Annotated in this window: 16 protein-coding genes and 3 pseudogenes; 2 read left to right on the forward strand and 17 right to left on the reverse strand. The window is 29.2% G+C overall.

Features of this window, described 5'->3' with window-relative positions; all coding sequences use genetic code 11:
* Positions 1-10: 10 nt before the first annotated feature.
* From ACWPW7_RS22285 to ACWPW7_RS22330, 10 genes and pseudogenes are all read right to left on the reverse strand, one after another.
* Entirely contained in the window at positions 11-673 is a 663-nt protein-coding gene (locus tag ACWPW7_RS22285; RefSeq protein WP_454055353.1) for a sensor histidine kinase, read from the reverse strand.
* An 85-nt stretch (positions 674-758) separates the two neighbouring features.
* Complete coding sequence (locus tag ACWPW7_RS22290; RefSeq protein WP_454055354.1) at positions 759-1,493, reverse strand: ABC transporter permease; 735 nt, start codon at positions 1,491-1,493, stop codon at positions 759-761.
* Positions 1,486-2,409, reverse strand: a pseudogene (locus ACWPW7_RS22295) (ABC transporter ATP-binding protein). Before ACWPW7_RS22295 ends, ACWPW7_RS22290 begins: the two are co-directional and overlap by 8 nt.
* Before the next feature lie 15 nt (positions 2,410-2,424).
* Complete coding sequence (locus tag ACWPW7_RS22300) at positions 2,425-3,138, reverse strand: hypothetical protein (RefSeq protein WP_454055355.1); 714 nt, start codon at positions 3,136-3,138, stop codon at positions 2,425-2,427.
* Between the two features lie 36 nt (positions 3,139-3,174).
* Positions 3,175-3,918: a hypothetical protein gene (locus ACWPW7_RS22305; protein ID WP_454055356.1), complete on the reverse strand. Its 744-nt coding sequence runs from the start codon at positions 3,916-3,918 to the stop codon at positions 3,175-3,177.
* Positions 3,911-4,102, reverse strand: coding sequence for a hypothetical protein (locus ACWPW7_RS22310; protein ID WP_454055357.1), 192 nt, complete (start codon positions 4,100-4,102; stop codon positions 3,911-3,913). Before ACWPW7_RS22310 ends, ACWPW7_RS22305 begins: the two co-directional genes overlap by 8 nt.
* Entirely contained in the window at positions 4,077-4,361 is a 285-nt protein-coding gene (locus ACWPW7_RS22315; protein WP_454055358.1) for an AAA family ATPase, read from the reverse strand. The genes ACWPW7_RS22310 and ACWPW7_RS22315 overlap by 26 nt, the downstream gene beginning before the upstream one ends.
* Positions 4,362-4,393: 32 nt before the next feature.
* Positions 4,394-4,684 carry an ATP-binding cassette domain-containing protein gene (locus ACWPW7_RS22320; protein WP_454055359.1) on the reverse strand — a complete coding sequence of 97 codons (291 nt, stop codon included), beginning with the start codon at positions 4,682-4,684 and terminating at the stop codon, positions 4,394-4,396.
* Positions 4,656-4,817: a hypothetical protein gene (locus ACWPW7_RS22325; RefSeq protein ID WP_454055360.1), complete on the reverse strand. Its 162-nt coding sequence runs from the start codon at positions 4,815-4,817 to the stop codon at positions 4,656-4,658. The genes ACWPW7_RS22320 and ACWPW7_RS22325 overlap by 29 nt, the downstream gene beginning before the upstream one ends.
* A 161-nt stretch (positions 4,818-4,978) precedes the next feature.
* Entirely contained in the window at positions 4,979-5,674 is a 696-nt protein-coding gene (locus tag ACWPW7_RS22330) for a response regulator transcription factor (RefSeq protein WP_454055361.1), read from the reverse strand.
* 255 nt (positions 5,675-5,929) lie between these two features.
* On the opposite strand from ACWPW7_RS22330, the gene ACWPW7_RS22335 reads away from it, so the two are divergent.
* On the forward strand, positions 5,930-7,702 hold the full coding sequence (locus ACWPW7_RS22335) for a multicopper oxidase family protein (RefSeq protein WP_454055362.1): 1,773 nt from the start codon (positions 5,930-5,932) through the stop codon (positions 7,700-7,702).
* Positions 7,703-7,913: 211 nt separating this feature from the next.
* Here the strand turns inward: ACWPW7_RS22335 and ACWPW7_RS22340 are convergent, their stop codons facing one another.
* From ACWPW7_RS22340 to ACWPW7_RS22350, 3 genes are all read right to left on the reverse strand, one after another.
* On the reverse strand, positions 7,914-8,861 hold the full coding sequence (locus ACWPW7_RS22340) for a PhzF family phenazine biosynthesis protein (protein WP_454055363.1): 948 nt from the start codon (positions 8,859-8,861) through the stop codon (positions 7,914-7,916).
* 223 nt (positions 8,862-9,084) lie between these two features.
* On the reverse strand, positions 9,085-10,071 hold the full coding sequence (locus ACWPW7_RS22345) for an ornithine cyclodeaminase family protein (protein ID WP_454055364.1): 987 nt from the start codon (positions 10,069-10,071) through the stop codon (positions 9,085-9,087).
* 9 nt (positions 10,072-10,080) lie between these two features.
* Positions 10,081-11,202: an aminotransferase class I/II-fold pyridoxal phosphate-dependent enzyme gene (locus ACWPW7_RS22350; RefSeq protein ID WP_454055365.1), complete on the reverse strand. Its 1,122-nt coding sequence runs from the start codon at positions 11,200-11,202 to the stop codon at positions 10,081-10,083.
* Positions 11,203-11,796: 594 nt separating this feature from the next.
* On the opposite strand from ACWPW7_RS22350, the gene ACWPW7_RS22355 reads away from it, so the two are divergent.
* Entirely contained in the window at positions 11,797-13,266 is a 1,470-nt protein-coding gene (locus ACWPW7_RS22355; RefSeq protein WP_454055366.1) for an aminotransferase-like domain-containing protein, read from the forward strand.
* Between the two features lie 57 nt (positions 13,267-13,323).
* Here ACWPW7_RS22355 and ACWPW7_RS22360 read toward each other — a convergent pair whose 3' ends face one another.
* The 4 genes and pseudogenes from ACWPW7_RS22360 to proB all read right to left on the reverse strand — a co-directional run bounded on the left by ACWPW7_RS22360 (position 13,324) and on the right by proB (position 17,177).
* Complete coding sequence (locus tag ACWPW7_RS22360) at positions 13,324-14,568, reverse strand: glutamate-5-semialdehyde dehydrogenase (protein WP_454055367.1); 1,245 nt, start codon at positions 14,566-14,568, stop codon at positions 13,324-13,326.
* A 168-nt stretch (positions 14,569-14,736) separates the two neighbouring features.
* Positions 14,737-15,881: pseudogene (locus tag ACWPW7_RS22365) on the reverse strand (RNA-guided endonuclease InsQ/TnpB family protein).
* Positions 15,859-16,347 (reverse strand): annotated as a pseudogene (locus ACWPW7_RS22370) (IS607 family transposase); the annotation flags it as partial. The pseudogenes ACWPW7_RS22370 and ACWPW7_RS22365, both read right to left, overlap by 23 nt.
* Positions 16,348-16,364: 17 nt before the next feature.
* The gene (gene proB, locus ACWPW7_RS22375; protein ID WP_454055368.1) at positions 16,365-17,177 is read right to left on the reverse strand and encodes a glutamate 5-kinase; all 813 of its coding nucleotides are present in this window, start codon (positions 17,175-17,177) and stop codon (positions 16,365-16,367) included.
* Between the last annotated feature and the right edge of the window lie 839 nt (positions 17,178-18,016).

Here is an 18,016-nt window from a genome sequence, read left to right on the forward strand (position 1 = left end):
TTATCAACATCTATAAATTTAAATCATCAGTAGTATTGCTGACTCTTAATAGCACTGTTTCATCTTCTAAAACTAAGGAAATATATAGCTTGTCCTTTGCGTATTTTATAGAATTACTTAATAAGTTTTCAATTATACGTTCTAAATACTTTTCTTCAGCGATAATGTATATGCTATCTTTTGGCATTTCTATAGTAGGGTTCAACCCTTTATCCAAAAAATCCGTATATCTACCTAATAAGAGCTCTTGTAATATTCTAGTGATATTTAAACTTTCCAGCTTAAGCTCATGATCTAAATATTCTATTAGGGACAGTTCATAAAAATCATTTAATAATGTTTCAAGAAATTTTGCCCTTTGCTCTGCTGTATTTAAATACTCCATTCTCTCTTCTTCAACTATATTATCTAATTTGCAAAACTGAATATATCCTATAATTGAAGTTAAAGGAGTTCTAAGATCATGAGACATATTAGCAATTGTTTCTCTTAATTCGCTTTGGAGTTTAATATTGTTAATTTCACATTGTTTTTTCAAACTCAAAGTAGTATTTATATTTTTAGTCAATTCTTCAATTTCTTTATTTATTAAAGCTACAGTTAATTTTTTATCATCTTTATCTTTATTAATATCTATAAGCTGCTTTGTTATGTCCACTATTTGCTTTTTCATGAAAATTAAGCGTATAAACAAAAATGTTATTATAATTATCAATCCTACTATAATAAAAACCATTTATTTACCGCCTTTCTTTATTTTATATCTGCTTTCTCAAAAAATATATACTTAAACTGGTTGAAATTGCTACTGTAATCAAAACTATTAATATAGCTCTAAGTGCCCCTATAAAACTAATATTATTGGATAATATAATTAACGATTGTCCAAATATAGTTTTATCATAAATTAATTTAATAATACCCTGCTCTTGAACTGAATGAAATCTAGCAGATCTACTAATAAAATCTATAATTACAAATAAAGATACAATAATTAATGGATTTTTAAATATAAAGGATATTAAAAGTGCAATACTAGACAAACCAATATAAACAAGAGTCATAAGAAAAAAGATTTCCACTATAAATATAAAAGAATTGAAAGTAAATGGTTCTCCATATCCATTCATTAAGGTATTTATTATAGTTATTAAAATAGGTGATAGTAAGTTTATAATAGTGATCCCAACGTAATAAACTATACTTTTTGCCAAAACAATATCTCTTCTTTTATGTCCATAACTAATTAAGTTTACTATATGTCTAAAGCTAAACTCGTTGCCTATATAGTAAGCTGCAAATATACCAGTAAAAATAAAGAATCCTATAAATTCTTGTGCTAAAAATACTTGAATTAGTACTTTTTTGCCAGTCATAGTGTGGCTAAATAGTATAGGGCATAAAATACTTTGAGGTACATTCAGAAGTAAAATTGCTAAAAATATTTTTGAGGTTTTTAGCTTATAAAACTCTGATTTTAACAAATTAATCATCTATATCACCCCCTATGACTTTTGAAAAATAATCTTCTAAACTATCTCCCATAGGCATAAGTTCTTTTACTAACACTCCTTCTCTAGCAAAAGCTTTAGATACTATTTCTGAGCTATCTACATAGTCATATAATCTAATAATATTATTAGGCAAGATATTAAAGCTTGATGTTGATAACTTTGTATTTAATATAACTGCTGCCTTAGCTGAATTATCTACTTTAATATGAAGAAACTTTTTACATTTCTCTTCCAATTCCTTATCTGTTATTTGTTCTATTAATTTTCCTTTATGAATTATGCCATAACAATTTGCAAGTTGATAAAGTTCCTCTAATATATGACTTGATATTAAAATAGTAACTCCAGCTTCTTTGTTTAGCTTTTTTAATAACTCTCTTGTTTCAATTATAGCTATAGGATCTAGCCCGCTAATGGGCTCATCTAATACTAAAAATTCTGGATTACCAAGTAAAGCCATTGCAATTCCCAGTCTTTGTTTCATACCTAATGAAAGATCTTTTTTTTTTATTTTTAAAATTTAATAAATTTACTAGTTCTAAAACTTTTTCTATGCAGTCTTTTCCTGGTATCCCTTTATGTAATCTTTGAATTTCTAGATTTTCATAAACAGTTTTATAATAATGTAGAGCTGGTGTTTCTATAAGACATCCCATTCTTCTTCGCTCTTTCTGTATTTTATCAGTATTACTTTCACCAAATAATTCAATGCTTCCTCGATTTACTTCTATATAAGGCCTGATATAACTCTCATTAAAGTAGTTTTACCTGCACCATTTAATCCAATAAGTCCATAAATTTGACCTTTTTTTATTGACATATTAACCTTATCTAGTACTGTTAAATTTTTATATATTTTAGTAACACCAAAGATTCTTAATATAAAATTATCCATAGTCCCCCTCTATAATCATATATTTTTTCTATTAATTATAGCACAAGCTATTACGAAAAATATGCATCCACTAACAATCATAACTATAGACTGATTAAAAGTATAATTTAAATTGTTAAAGCCTGTAACTGCAATATAAAAAGGCAGCTTTTCTATAAGAATTGTCACCATTTTATTACTGCTTGATTCTACTACATTTGAAAGGAGAGCTATTATTAAATCAAAATAAAAAGCATAGGTTATTATTCCAGTAAATATGCTATTGGATGTAACTGCTGAAACCAATAATGCAAATGAACCTAGGGTAAATGTATAAATAAAAAATACATAAAGGTTATTTATTACTGTAGTAAAACTAATAAGCTGAGATATATTTTGGCTCATAAATAAATTATACAAAATTGATACAATTTGAAAAAACATAAAATAAATTAAGCTTGTAGCAAAAAAGTTAAATAATTTTGAAATCATTATCTCATATCTCTTAAAAACCCCTGTAAAAATTATTTTATCCGTTTTATTAGTAAATTCCTGAGTAAGACAAAAACAGCCATTAACTAAAATCATATATGGAACTGTTCCAAGAACTATATTAGAAATATCTATAGATTCATCTATAATAAAACATAAGAATAATATAGGTATTAACACAGTGACACTAATTAAAATGTTTTTAATAAAATTTTTCTTTTTAAACTCTAAAGAAACAACAGTTAAATTTCTTTCCAAATCAATTCCTCCATTACTATATTTTAAAATAAACTATTACTTAATTTCTCTTTTATTTAGGATTAAAATAGAGCAAGCTGAGAAAATTAAGCCATAAGCTATAGCCATTAAAACTTCATTTATATTTAAACTTTCCAAATTTAATTTCAGTAATAAGTCAGTCCAAATATAAAGTGGTGTTTTGGCGTAAAATGAAATTTTCTCAGCAAATTCAATATTGCTATATGCTAAAGTTACTACAAATGCATTATAAAAATTTACAATACTTAAAAATAGTATTGTAGATAAGATATTTTTACCGCGTTTAAAAATTATGGAATTTATAAGAATCATGAATGCTCCTACTGAAAATGTTATTACAACATAAGTTAAAATTATTTTAAGATGAGGTAATTTCAAAAATTCTATAACACCCATTTTTCTCCAATCTAATATAGATAATAGAAATCCATCTAATTCAACTATTAATGAAAATATAAAACCTAATATAATTAAAGATAATAACTTAGACATCATTATTTTAGTTCTGCTAAAAACACCTGTAAAAAGAGTTTTAATTGTATCCGTAATTATGTCATTTCTCATAACTGAAAGACTAGCATATAAAATTATAGTATATAAAAATCGTCCAAATTCAATGACATAAGTTTCTAAAACAAATGATCTAGATTGTCCTGCTATAAGCCACATTAAAGAATATAAAAAAGCTGCAATAATTAAATATTTAAATGGCTTTGAGCGAACTATATTTTTAACATTAAATAAAGCTAATTTAAGCATCTATATCTTCCCCCATAGTCTTTAAGTATTTTTCTTCAAGGCTTTCTTTTACTTCATATATTCCTTTTAGTGGTATTTTATTTTCAGCTATATCCAAAGTTAAATCTTCTAATTCTGAACTTTTTATCCTTATATGAACTCTATCTTCATCTGCTAACTTATAGTTGATTTTTTTTCTTTTCAAAAAATGCTTTTAAATTTTCTAATTTACTGCTTTGGAGTGCTATTACTTTATAATCCTCCCCAGTTTTATTTAGATTTTCAACTTTTAATATCACTCCTTTTTGTATGAATATGACTTTATCACACATAAGCTCTATTTCTGATAAAATATGACTTGATATTAAAACTGCAGTGTTTTTTTCCTTTGCCATATATTTTATAAACTCTCTAAACTTAGGTACTATGGCAGGATCTAATCCATTGGTAGGTTCATCTAACATTAATATTGGCGGACATGTTAAAACAGCCTGTGCTACCCCAATCTTTGCTTCATTCCTAAGGAATATTTTTTTACCTTTTTATTTATATAACTCTCAATTCCTAATCTCATAATAACTTCATCAATTTCTTTTTTATCCTTTAACCCAGAAACTTCAGCGAAAAAAAGTAAATTTTCATATCCTGTTAAATCAGGATAAAAACCAGGTGTTTCTATAACACAACCTATTTGTTTAGTTTTATAATTCTTTTTAGATTTGATATTCTCACCCTTTAACAAAACTTCTCCTTCATATTTAGGAATTAGTCCTGTAATAATTTTCATTAAAGTAGTTTTTCCCGCACCATTTTACAATACCAATAATTTCACCTTCTTCAATAGATATATTTACATTATCAAGTACCCTTTGATTACCATAAGTTTTACTTATATTGATTGCATTTAAAACTTCACTCATCTTATATCCTCCATCTATTATGATTTATCAGTTATTGTTTTCCATTTACTTTATAGCTATATATTAGTAAGGAAAATATAAGAGAATTTAAAGAAATCCTTAAGAAAACCTTAAGATTAAACAATAAAAAATCTACTATACAATAAATGCATAGTAGATTTTTATGATTTAAGCTTATATCCCATTCCCCATATGGTTTCTATATATTCCTTATTAGGATTTACTTTATTTAATTTATTTCTCAAATTGCTCATATGTACGTTGACCGTATTATCATCACCTAAATACTCATCTCCCCATACACTTTCATATAAATTAGCTTTACTAAATACTTTCTTAGGGTGAGTTAAAAGTAACTCTAATATATTAAATTCTCTAAAGGTTAAAAATAATTCTTTACCATTAACATAAACTTCTTTAGTTTCTTTGTTTAAAATGATATCTTTATATGCTAAATTTTCTTCTTTAGGCGAACTATTATCAAAATCTATATACCTTCTAAGATTAGCATTAATTCTTGCAGACAGTTCTTCAATATCAAAAGGTTTAGTAATGTAATCATCAGCACCTAATTTAAATAAATCTAGCTTAACTTGCTTTTCCAATTTTGCTGAAATCACAATTACAGGCATTTTTTTAGTTTTTCTTATATTTTTTAGTAATTCTTCACCTGTAATTCCAGGCAACATTAAATCTAACAAAACTAAATGAAAATCTACATTTTCAATATATAGCATAGCTTCTGTTCCAGAGTAAGCCTGCCTTACATTATATCCACCCTTCTCCATGAGTTTTGCTAGCATTTTATTTATATCATTATCGTCTTCTACCACTAATATATTAATGTTATTATTCATAATTAATCACCTAACAATATTATAAAATTCTAGTACTTATCAACGTATTTTCTTAATATAACTTATCATAACTGCTATGTGAATTTCAAGTTTGTTCCTCTTATTTTTGCAATTTATTATAAAACAAGTAAAACTAAAAGTTATTCACATAAAATCATTTTATTTTCTCTTCATTTCAATTTTACAGATCGTAACCTTAACAAGAAATTAATCATACATTGAATTAAGGCATCTGAAAGAAAAGGAGATGATTTCTTGATTGATTCAAAAACAATATCAAAATACACCTCTGATCTCGATATATTACCTGTTTTTAAACCTATATATGAGTATGATTGTACACTAAATAAATGTATACCAGCTTATAAAGTAGATATAATTAAAACTGAAGTTCAAATGTTACCAGAGGGTTATCCTAAGACTACAGTATATGCATATGGAGGTATAGTTTATAGCAATGACGATACAGAAGAATATGTATCATCTACTCCAGGTCCTTCATTTATAGTTAAAAAAAATGAAGCTATATCCGTAGAGTGGAGAAATAAAATAGATAGTGAGCATATACTACCTGTAGACCCAACTCTTCACTGGGCAAATCCAAACAATTTTATAGTACCTCCAAAGCCATGGCCACCATTTCCTCCTGGATTTATTCAAGCACAATTTCCAGTTCCTACAGTTACCCACCTTCATGGAGGAGAAACTGAAGCTAAATACGATGGATTTCCTGACTCATGGTTTACCTTCAATGGTATAACAGGATCAGCATATGAAACTAATGTATATAAATATTTAAATCGACAACAGTCCTCAAATTTATTTTACCATGATCACACAATGGGAATTACTAGATTAAATGTTTATGCTGGTTTAACTGGAGCATATATAATAAAAGATCCTTATAATATATTAGATTGTGAGGATTGCTCTCCACTCCCTCAAGGTAAATATGATATAGCACTTATAGTACAAGATAAGTCCTTTAATGAAGATGGCAGCTTACACTTTCCATCTAATGGAATCAATCCAAACACTTATCCATATTGGAGACCTGCATTTTTAGGAAATACTATTGTTGTTAATGGTAAGGTGTGGCCAAATTTAAATGTTAAGAAAAGACCTTATAGATTTAGAATAGTAAATAGTTCAAATTCAAGATTTTATACTTTTAAATTATCAAATAATAAAGACTTCATAATAATTGGTACTGATTCTGGATATGCTGAAAAACCAATATATGTAGATGAAATAACTTTATCACCAGCAGAAAGAATAGATGTTATAATAGACTTTTCTAAATTTACAGATGAAAAAGTATTATTACTAAATGTAAATGAAAACTCACCATTAGATGAAGAAACAACAGGACAAGTAATGCAGTTTAAAATAGAAAAGTGCAAATATAACTGTCGTCCTTTAAAGTTACCTTGCAAATTAAATAATATTCCAAAACTACAGGAAACAGTTTCTAAAAGAGTTGTTGTTTTAAACGCAGCAATAAATGAAGGAGGACTAGAAGCGCTTTTATTAAATGGACAACTATGGCATGCACCTGTGTCTGAAAAGCCACTAGTAGGATCTACTCAAGTATGGGAAATAGTAAATATAACTGGAGGAGCACATCCAATTCATATACACCTTATAAATTTTCAAGTCTTAGATAGACAAGCTATTGACAGCACTTCATATGCTAATGATTTTAATGCTATAAATGGTCCGTCACCCTTAAGCCATGCTACAAAAATAATAGACCCTAACAGCTATTTAATAGGAAAGCCTATTAAACCAACAGCTTCAGAATGTGGATGGAAAGATACCGTTATAGCTTACTCTGGACAAGTTACTAGAATAATTGTACCAATGTTTCCAAATATAGAAAATCCTGAAGAGGTAAAGCCTGGAGATAATTTATTTCCATTTGATCCAAGTGATTTCCCTGGGTATGTATGGCACTGTCATTTATTAGACCATGAAGATAACGAAATGATGAGGCCTATGGTGATAGTAAACAAACTACGTGAATAATATTTGTTATAATATGTCTTAAACAGTTAATAAATAAGTGTAATGTAAAAAAGTGGACAAGCTAAATAAATTTTATAATCATAAAGGCATAACCACCATTAAAATGGATGGCTTGATCTGAGGTTATAAGGCTGTTTTTTTTAGCTAGCGTCTAAAGGCGCTGGCTTTTTACTTAATAAAAAAGGGCAAAAGCCCTTTAGAATACACCTAATTATATTTCAGTTTTGTTCACTATTGAGGCTTTTCCACCTACTTTAATACTAATTCTTTCGAAACTTTTTTCTACTTTAACTATTATCTCACTAGGATTATCCATATAGTATCCTTGTTCACAATAAATAGTTATATTTTCATCTTCATTAACTTTTATAATTTCATTCTTTATAAGATAAGCTCCTAATGCTCCATTAGAAGTGCCTGTTGCACTTTCTTCATCAATTCCTGCTGCTGGGCCAAAGTTCCTTGTAGAAACAGTGGAAGTATCATTTTCTGTTTCTAAAGTAAAAGCATGAACTCCAATCACACCTAAAGAGTTACTATAGTCTGCTAATTTCTTAAAATCAGGATTAATTGATTTTAATACTTTAAGATTTTTAACAGGAAGCATTATATCTGCAAGTCCAGTAGATACTGCCTGAGGTTTTGTCTTAAAAGATTCTATAAAAATATCTTCGCTTGAAATACCTAAAATATCACAAAGTTCTTTACTATCATCTATTTCAAATAAAAATTTAGGCTCTGCTTGAGTCATTAGAACATTAGATATGTTACCATCATTAAAATTAAGCTCTACATCTAATATACCTACTTTAGTTTTTTGTCTTATAATTTTTTGATTTTTTCCTTCATCGCAGGTTATCATTCCTAGCTTTGCTAAGGTATAAAAGCTAGCGATAGTAGCATGACCACAAAGCTCAACTTCCTGAGTTGGTGTAAAGAATCTAACTTCAAAATCATAATCTTCTAGATTCTTAGAATTATTATGTTCTTTTTTATTAGCATTAGGAATTATAAAAGCTGTTTCAGATAGCCCTACTTCTTTTGCAATAATTTGCATTTCTGAGCTGTTAAGCATAGAAGCATCTACAACTACACCTGCACCATTACCCCCTTTATTATCTTTAGTAAAAGCATTTACTATATAAACTGATATTCCCATATTTAAATTCCTCCTAAGTTTATTTAGTTTTATAATGTAGGTAAAGCACAACAAGGAAAATTTACTAAATTAATATACCATTTAGCAAATTACAGCCACTTTCACCTATCTATTACATAATATATAGGGATATAAAATCATATTATTAGGATTGATGCGATATATTTTTGTCCTATTTATGATGAAATGCTGGAATACTTCAGTGATATTAATCTTAACTAGATTATATCAATTCAATACTTTGTCCAATCTCTAACCGAATTGCATTTTTAAATATCATGCAAGCAGTTATGTTGTCTTGAATGGACATTCCTGTAGAGTCAAATATAGTAATCTCTTCATTATTTTCACGCCCCAATTTAGTACCTAATAAGATTTCACCAATTTCTCCATATAAATCTTTTTCAGTAATGATACCTTCTCTTATTGAATTTTGTGTCTCACCACGATGCATACACTGTTGTATATTATCTACAACTATTTTAGCATGGGAAAAAATTTTTGAATCAAGCTCCTGCTTACCTTCCATATCTGCACCAATTGCTATTATATGGGTGCCAGGACTAACCCATTCATCTTGTACAATAGGATTTTTACTAGATGTTGCAGTGACAATAATGTCTGAAGATTTTACAGCTTTCTTTGGTTCGTCACATAGGATAACCTCAATACCAAGCATTGATTCTATATCTTGCTTATACTTCAACATATCTTCACCTATAGTGCTCCAAACCTTTACTGTTTTTATAGGCAAGACCTCTTTAAGCGCTACCATCTGCATTCTAGCTTGATTTCCAGCACCTATCACACCTACAACTTCTGAATTTTTTCTCGCTAGTACCTTAGCCGAAACACCACCAGCTGCACCTGTTCGATATCCTGTAATCAAGCTGCCATCCATTATACATACTGGATAGCCATTTTTTCCATCATATAAAGTTATGGTTGCTAAAAGTGTAGGTAAATTATAACACTTTGGATTGTCCCAATAACCAACTGCAGTTTTAACAGTAATCATCTCTGTGGACTTTGAATACCCAGCCTTTAAATCCATTTCCCCATTATAATCTGGTACCTCAATAGAAAGAATCGGTGGTTGAACTACCAATTTTCTATTAAAGTCCTTATATGCTTCTTCTACTGCAGCAATAGTATCTGTCATATTTAATATTTGCATTACTTCTTTTTGATTAAGTAACAATGTTTTCATATTAATTACCTACACAAGTTTCTTTTCAATTAAGTAATTTTCAAAAACTTTTAAATTAGTTTCAAAATCCTTTCGACCATATCCCATCCTAAAATAATTATCTTTAAAGGCATATATATCTGCTGGTAGAAGTAATACTCCTTTTTCCGCAACCAATTTATCGCAGAATTCTCCTATTGGCATATCAATATTCATTTTGTGAAAAGCTATAGGGCCTGCACCTGGTCTGTTGTATTTAAATAAATTAGCATACTTTTCAAAAAATTTATCCGCTATTTCAAGGTTTCCTTCAATGATTTTACGATTTCGCTCTAAAATCTCATCACTATGCTTTAAAGCAACAGTTGCAAGATATTCAGCAGTACTACTGCAACAAATACTGGTATAGTGCTTCATCTTTATCATCTTTTCAAGGATTTCTTTATCTTTTGTAGCAATCCAACCAATTCTAAGTCCAGCTAAACCATATGCTTTAGACATTACCCCAAGAGATATAGCTTTTTCATAAATATCTGCAAACCATGGTCGTTTAACTCCGTCTAATTCAATACCTTTATATACTTCATCACAGAATACATATATATCATGCTTACGAGCAATGTCGGCAATCTTTCTCATTTCTTCTTCTGTAAATATATATCCTGTAGGATTATTTGGACTATTAACACAAATTAGCTTTGTATTTGGCTTAATCATTTTTTCTAATTCATCATAATCTATAGACCAACCATTTTCTACTTCTTTAAGTGACCACTTGGATACTTCACATCCAATAGCGTTACCTACCTCATATAAAGATTGATATATTGGAAACTGACATATCATATGATCTCCAGCTTCTAAGCACACATTCAAGAAATTAAATATTGGTTCTTGTGCACCAACGTGAACAATGACCTCTTCTGAATTAATATTTTTATAAAGCTTAGAGATTTCTTTTCGTAGTTCTGGACTTCCAGGAACTTCAGTATATCCTAACCATCCATTTAACAATCCTTCTTCTGCCTCAGGCTCAAGAGCTAATAGTTCTTTTACAGACATTGACTCACAATCTGATTGAGTCAATAAATATGGAGCTGAGAATTCATGCTTTCCGAAGAATACTTCCAGTTTAAAATCATTTATACGCATAATTATCACCTAACCTTTCTTATTTTTCTTTTATTATACTGAAAGGTTTTAATATTGTATCCATCCATTTATTGAATGTCAAACCAACCAAGTGTTACAATGGAAGTGATTAAAAAGAATAGTATAGATATACCAGCTCTAAAATTAATATATGTAAAAATAAGATATCTTTTAGTATCATAGCTGAAACTATTGAATTCACAATTCACAATTGTAGATATTTCTCAGCAAAAGCTGAGAAATTTAAAATTATTTATCTTTGAAGTTACGCAGTAACTTATTATAAAGAGACTAGCAAATGTAGTCTCTCCTTAGTGTTAGTTAAATTTATTAGTGTTGTTCCAATCTATGCTGCACCTCAGGGGAACCCTAAAGGGCTTCACTACTGTTCCCCAGAGGTGGAAAACTAGCAATTATATTGCTAGTTAAAAAATTCATTAAAGAAATTATTTTGATTAAAAATAATTTCCACCTTAATTGTGAATTTTGCATTGTGAATCGTGAATTGAAATACTTAAGAGTGTAGCTATATTCAGATATACATTAATTTTTAAAGTAGTTTATCTATATTTGAATATATAAGGAGGCAATTTCATGGAAAATAGAACATCTAATATAGTAAATATAGAATGGAAACCTGATAAAGCCAGTAATATTCCAATTTTCAAACAAATTGTTAACTATATTAGTAATAAAATCTCTAAAGGCGACTGGCTTATTGGTAATAAACTTCCCTCTCAACGTGAACTTGCAAAAATGTTTGATGTTAATAGAAGTACTATAGTTGCGGCTTTAGAAGAGCTAACCTCTCTTGGAATCCTAGAAGGTAAATCTGGACATGGCACTACAATCGTTAATAACACTTGGTCTTTGCTACTGTCTACTTCTCCGCCAAACTGGCAGCACTATATTGATTCCAGCATACATAAATCCAACTCTGTTACTATTCAAACTATAAACAAGATGGAATTTGTTGATGGTATCACACGACTTGGTACTTGTGAACTGTCACCTAATTTATTCCCTCGTGATATGATGGATAAGGTCTTACGAAAATTACCTGAAAGAGCATATGACTTAAACTATTTAGCCCCTCTTGGTCTTCTTGAGCTGCGAAAAGTTTTGAGTCAATACTTAACAAAGTATGGGATATATGTACCACCATCTTGCATACTGATTGTTTCTGGTTCATTGCAGGCTTTACAATTAATTTCAGTATGTATGCTACGACCAGGTTCAACGGTATTTGTTGAATCTCCATCTTACTTAAACTCACTACATATTTTTCAATCTGCAGGAATGAAGCTTAGTGGAGTTCCTATGGATAGCAGTGGTATTACTCCTTGGGCTCTAGATAGAAATCGCTATCTAAAAGAAACACCTTTACTATATACCATACCCACTTTTCATAATCCAACTGGTATAGTTATGACAGAAGCAAGGCGTATGGAACTTTTAAATTGGTGTAAAAATAACCGTTTACCAATCATAGAAGATGATGCATATAGAGATCTATGGATAGATGAACTTCCTCCTCACCCATTAAAAGCTCATGATAAAAACGGTATGGTTCTATATATGGGAAGTATATCAAAATCCCTAGCACCCGGTCTTCGTATAGGTTGGTTAGCTGGACCTGAATCTATCGTAGAGCGTCTAGGAGATGTAAAAATGCAAACAGATTATGGATCAAGTTCTCTTTCACAATGGGCATTGGCAGAATTGCTAGAAAGCGGACTTTACGATCAGCATTTACTCAGCCTAAGAAAAAATTTAAAAGAGCGTCGTGATTTAGTTTTACATACACTAGAATCTCATTTTAAAGATATCGCTACTTGGAATGTTCCTGCTGGAGGATTTTATATTTGGTTAAAGCTTAACAAAAATATTTCAACGGATAGATTATTTGACTTAGCTTTAAAGGAAAAACTTCTAATAACTCCTGGAAGCATATATGATTTTTCAAAAAACCAGCATATACGTATTTCTTATTCCTATGCTTCACCTGATGAATTGATAAAAGGCTTGATTAAATTATCAGAATTAATTGAAAGTATGTACTAAATAAAATAAAAGTAGTGAGGAAAATAATATTAATTATTTTCTTTCACTACTTAATCATTATCTTATTTGGCCATTTCCAAATATTATATATTTATTAGTAGTAAGCTCTTTAAGTCCCATTGGACCTCTTGCATGTAGTTTTTGAGTACTTATACCTATTTCTGCTCCAAATCCAAATTCTTCTCCATCAGTAAATCTAGTGGAAGCATTTACATAAACTGCTGCTGCATCTACACGTTGATGGAATTTTTGAGAATTGTTGTAGTCCTTTGTCACGATAACTTCAGAATGCCCTGAACCATATTTATTTATATGTGCTATAGCTTCATCTGTATCCTTCACTATCTTTATGCAAATTATGTAATCTAAATATTCCTTATAATAGTCCTCTTCATCTGCTAGTATTATATCATTTACTATTTCTATAGAACTTTTATCTCCTCTAACTTCTACTTTTCTTTTTCTTAATTCCTCTACTATTATTGGAATAAATTCTTTTGCTACGTCTTCATGAACAAGTAGTTTTTCCTCAGCATTACAAACTGCCGGTCTACTAGTTTTTGCATTAATAACTATTTCTTTTGCCATTTCTAAGTCGCAGTTTTTATCAACATAAACATGGCAATTTCCTGTTCCTGTTTCTATTACCGGTACTGTAGCATTTTCTACTACTGATTTTATTAATCCTGCTCCTCCTCTTGGTATTAGCACGTCTATATATTCATTTAACTTCATCATTTCTTTAACAGTTTCTCTACTTGTATCTTCTATTAATTGGATACAATCTACCGGTAATTGAGTGTTTTCAAGTGCTCCCTTTAATACCTCTACTATTTTTTTGTTAGAGTTTATAGCTTCACTTCCACCTCTTAATATTGTTGTATTACCTGATTTTAAACATAATCCTACTGCATCACAAGTAACATTTGGTCTTGCCTCGTATATTATTCCTATTACTCCTAGAGGCACTCTTTTTTTCCCTATTTGTAATCCGTTTGGCCTAATTACTATTGAACTTACTTCACCTATAGGGTCTTCTAGTCTTGCTACTTGTGTTAAGCCACCGCTCATTCCTTTGATTCTATCCTCATTTAGAAGCAATCTATCTATCATTGATTCTGATGTTCCCTTATTTCTTGCATTTTCTATATCGATTTTATTTGCTTCTATTATGTCCTTAGAATTTTCTAATAGGGCTTTTGCCATTTCATTTAAAGCTTTATTTTTTTCATTTGTTGAAATATTTGATAATATGTACGAAGCTTCTTTTGCTTTCTTACCTTTTGAAATTAACTCTTTCATCTAAATTTACCGTTACATAAAATCTACTAAAATCTAATATTTAGGGATTTATTCCTTATTCAACGCAACCTGTTTTGTCATAAGACTACTCCAGTTTGATATTTTGCTCCAAAGGCTTAAATTCCTGCGTAACGAACAGTACATATCAGCATTATCTTGCTCATGATATTATGCTGATTGTTTATATCTTGAAAGATTTATTGACGCATTTTTGTCCCTATCAATCTTACTATTGTATGATGGACAAATAAAAACTCTATCTTTAAGTTTTAAATCTTTCTTTATTGCTCCACAACAAGAACAGGTTTTGCTTGAAGGATAAAACCTATCTGCTTTAACAAATTTAATTCCATTAAATCTACTTTTGTATTCTAAAATACTAATAAATTTATGGAAACATTGTTCTTGTATAGCCTTTGATAAGTGTTTATTTTTAAGCATACCTTTCACATTTAAATCTTCAACAACTATTCTGCTTGGCTTGGTTTTCACTATTGCAGTTGTTGCTTTATGAATATGATTTAAACGTATATTTGAAAGCCTTCTTTGAATAAGTCTTATTTCTCTTTCGAGTTTTTTAATATTATTAGTTTTAGTAAATTTATAACGGTTTTCACCTTCCTTCCCTATTTGGATTTTACCTTTTTCATATTTTCTTGAAACTTGTTTTTGTTTTCTTTTTAACTTCTTTTTTAGTCTTTTAACTTCTTTAGTTTTATTAATATTTTTAAATGGCTTATCTATATTACTGACTATAGCTAAATCTTTTAATCCGAGATCTACTCCAATTGATATATCTGTGTTTTTGATATATGTTCTGTTTCTTCAATGCCTACAGATATATACCAGAACTTCCCATCAAAACTTACTCTTGGATTAGTATATTTAACATTCATAGGTATCTGTTCTACTGTTTTAGCCCAACCTACCTTTTCAAGTAATACTATATTTTCTTTAACTTTAAGTTTTGATGTATCATTATAAAATGATGGTTTAGATTTTCTTCTACTTTTAAATTTTGGTTTATCCGATAAACCTTTGAAGAATTTTTTATAAGCATTACAAGCATCTTTTACAGCCTGTTTTGCCACATTATTAGATACTTCATTAAGCCAATTAAGTTCTGCTTTCTTTAGAATAGTTAGTTCTTTTCTTAAATCCCCATCGTTAATAAACTTACCGCCATTTTTATAATTTTCTTCTTGTCTTGCCAGTGTCCAATTGTAAATAAATCTTGCAGTTCCAACAGACTTCCAAAGTTGTTGTTCCTGATCTATGTTTGGAATAATTCTAACTTTCTTCGCCAGTATCATTCTCTAACAACTCCTTAATCATTTTCTTTACCTTATTTGCTTTTTTGCCTTGTAAACGGCAACTAAAAACAGCAACAATCTTGATTAAATCTTCAACTAATTCCTGTTCTTCTATTTTTTCAGTGTTGTCTATGATTTCAATAGTGGTACCATACTTATTACATAGTTTTTCTATGATTTCAAATCCAAATCTTAATAATCTATCTTTATACAAAATTACTAACTTATCAACTTCCGAATTAGTTATCATATCTATTAATTGATTTAATCCTTTTTTATTGTAGTTAATTCCACTTCCAATTTCAAACTGATAACCTTTTGCTATCATATAAGTTTTAACATTTTCAATTTGCCTTTCAAGGTCATCTTTTTGCTTATTGCTTGATACTCTACAATATCCAATTACTTTTTTAGTTTCAATGCCTTTAATACCTAAAAAATGATTAAGTTGCTCTTGCGAATAATACCCCCTTTATGCTTTATTTATATTTCTTTTCCAAGAAACAGAGTTCCTACCTCTTCTCCATTTAATATATCAATAAGTATACTTGGATCTTTTCCATTTGCTAATATCATATTTGTACCATTATCAGTTACACGTTTTGCTGCATATATTTTAGTTTCCATGCCACCTGTACCTAAGTTACTTCCTGCACCTTCTGCAAAACTTTGTACTTCATCAGTTATAGATTTTACCTCTTTTATAAACTTTGCATCCTTGTTTGTTCTTGGATTAGAGTCATAAAATCCATCAATATCCGATAATATTACTAAAAGGTCTGCATTCACAATAGTAGAAACTATTGCCGCTAGATTATCATTATCTCCAAATCTAGATACATTTTCAATTTCATCTATAGATACGCTATCGTTTTCATTTACTATTGGAATTATTCTACTTTCTAGCAAAGTTTCAAAAGTGTTTACAACATTGTTTCTACTTCTTTCACTTTCTATATTATCTCTTGTTAAAAGTATTTGACCTACTGAATAGCCATATTCTCCAAATAATTTACTGTAAATATTCATAAGTGCCACTTGGCCTACAGATGCTGCTGCTTGTTTTTCTCTAATAGTTTTTGGTTTTTTCTTTAGGTGCATTTTACTTACTCCAACACCTATAGCTCCAGATGTTACAAGGATTACTTCTTTCCCACTATTTATTAAGTCAGATATTGACATAGCTATTTTTTCAATTCTTCCTAAATTTATGTTTCCATTGCTATAAGTTAAAGTTGATGTACCAATTTTTATAATTATTCTTTTTGATTTTTTAATACTTTCACGATATTTCATTTTTCTTTCCTTTTAGGCATTAAAATAATTAGTCAAAGATTTACCGTCTATTTCTTATAGATGAAAGACACACTGATAATAAATTTTGACGAAGTATAATACAAAATACTAGTTAATGACTAGTTATTTTTTTAAAATGCCTTAGTTCCTTTCAATAGTTTTATTCGTTAGTTAAACTTATAATAAAATATTATCATAAAAACATAAGTTTATTAATACCACATGTGTACGCTTTTAAACATTTTAGTTTGTAATTTTAACCAAGTTAAAATAATTCACAACTTAAATTAATGCACAGTTCTCAGTTCACAATTCACAATTAAAGTAGAAATCATTTTTAGGCAAAATAATTTCTTTAACATATTTTTACTAGCAATATAATTGCTAGTCTATGTAGGGGCGAACATTGTTCGCCAGTTTCTCCACCTCTGGGGAACAGTAGTGAAGCCCGTCAGGGTTCCCCTGAGGTGCAGTATAGCTTGGAACAAAATCAATGAAATTGCACTAAACTTATGGAGATAAGTAATATACTTTAAATATTGTTTAATGTTGCAGATGCAGTGCCATATCATACTGCACCCCAGGGGCTTCACCAATGGAGAATTCAAAATTGACAATTCAAAATTAAGGTTGAAATTATTTTTTAACAAAATAGTTTACTTGAATATGTTTCTAACTAGTAATTATATTACTAGTTATGTGAAGAACATTGTTCAACGTTACAGATAAATAATTGTAAATTTCTCAGTGATAGCTGAGAAATATCAACAATTGTCCGTATTCCATTGTCAATTTTCAATTATTGAAGGGGTGGCGGTTAATTCTAATGAATATCCACA

The sequence above is a fragment of the Clostridium sp. Marseille-Q7071 genome, assembly GCF_965112025.1.

Excerpts from the sequence above, each read along its gene's own strand:
- proB (WP_454055368.1), bottom strand. The coding sequence starts at position 17,177 with ATGAAATATCGTGAAAGTATTAAAAAATCAAAAAGAATAATTATAAAA.
- ACWPW7_RS22340 (WP_454055363.1), bottom strand. The coding sequence starts at position 8,861 with ATGGGAATATCAGTTTATATAGTAAATGCTTTTACTAAAGATAATAAA.
- ACWPW7_RS22290 (WP_454055354.1), bottom strand. The coding sequence starts at position 1,493 with ATGATTAATTTGTTAAAATCAGAGTTTTATAAGCTAAAAACCTCAAAA.
- ACWPW7_RS22315 (WP_454055358.1), bottom strand. The coding sequence starts at position 4,361 with ATGTTAGATGAACCTACCAATGGATTAGATCCTGCCATAGTACCTAAG.
- ACWPW7_RS22355 (WP_454055366.1), top strand. The coding sequence starts at position 11,797 with ATGGAAAATAGAACATCTAATATAGTAAATATAGAATGGAAACCTGAT.
- ACWPW7_RS22325 (WP_454055360.1), bottom strand. The coding sequence starts at position 4,817 with ATGAGTGAAGTTTTAAATGCAATCAATATAAGTAAAACTTATGGTAAT.
- ACWPW7_RS22350 (WP_454055365.1), bottom strand. The coding sequence starts at position 11,202 with ATGCGTATAAATGATTTTAAACTGGAAGTATTCTTCGGAAAGCATGAA.
- ACWPW7_RS22345 (WP_454055364.1), bottom strand. The coding sequence starts at position 10,071 with ATGAAAACATTGTTACTTAATCAAAAAGAAGTAATGCAAATATTAAAT.
- ACWPW7_RS22305 (WP_454055356.1), bottom strand. The coding sequence starts at position 3,918 with ATGCTTAAATTAGCTTTATTTAATGTTAAAAATATAGTTCGCTCAAAG.
- ACWPW7_RS22360 (WP_454055367.1), bottom strand. The coding sequence starts at position 14,568 with ATGAAAGAGTTAATTTCAAAAGGTAAGAAAGCAAAAGAAGCTTCGTAC.
- ACWPW7_RS22285 (WP_454055353.1), bottom strand. The coding sequence starts at position 673 with ATGAAAAAGCAAATAGTGGACATAACAAAGCAGCTTATAGATATTAAT.
- ACWPW7_RS22330 (WP_454055361.1), bottom strand. The coding sequence starts at position 5,674 with ATGAATAATAACATTAATATATTAGTGGTAGAAGACGATAATGATATA.
- ACWPW7_RS22320 (WP_454055359.1), bottom strand. The coding sequence starts at position 4,684 with ATGAAAATTATTACAGGACTAATTCCTAAATATGAAGGAGAAGTTTTG.